Below are 515 nucleotides of genomic sequence, written 5' to 3' on the forward strand. Positions count from 1 at the left end.
TCTTTATAGGTTGCCATCATCGCTTGAGCCGCGTCTTCAATTACCCACAGACCATAGCGCTCAGCAATAGCCATGATTGCATCCATCTCACAGCTCACGCCCGCATAGTGAACAGGCACAATCCCCTTGGTTTTTGGGGTTATTGCCTGCTCTATGAGGCGCTCATCAAGGTTACAGGTGTCCAGGCGAACATCGACAAAAACGGGGGTAGCTCCCCGTAACACGAAGGCATTAGCAGTGCTGACAAAAGTCCAGGACGGCATGATAACCTCATCCCCTGGCTGGATATCAACAAGTAGAGCAGCCATCTCCAGCGCATGGGTGCACGATGGGGTGAGTAGGCTTGAACTGGTATTGGCATGGCGGGACAACCAAGCCTCACAGCGTTTGGTATACCTACCGCCTCCTGCAAGCTCCCCGTAAGCTAGCGCCTGAGCAATAGCATCGCTTTCACAGCCAAGCACTAAAGGGCGATTAAAAGGAACATACATAACGATATTCGTCACTTTGTCTGC

At 51.8% G+C, this 515-nt stretch carries 1 protein-coding gene; it reads right to left on the reverse strand.

Translation table 11 applies throughout. The annotated features are described in order from the left end of the window. The coding region (locus A3754_RS26030; protein WP_369817588.1) for an aminotransferase class I/II-fold pyridoxal phosphate-dependent enzyme at positions 1-515 on the reverse strand (515 nt) is incomplete at both ends.

Source organism: Alcanivorax sp. HI0083 (genome assembly GCF_001635175.1).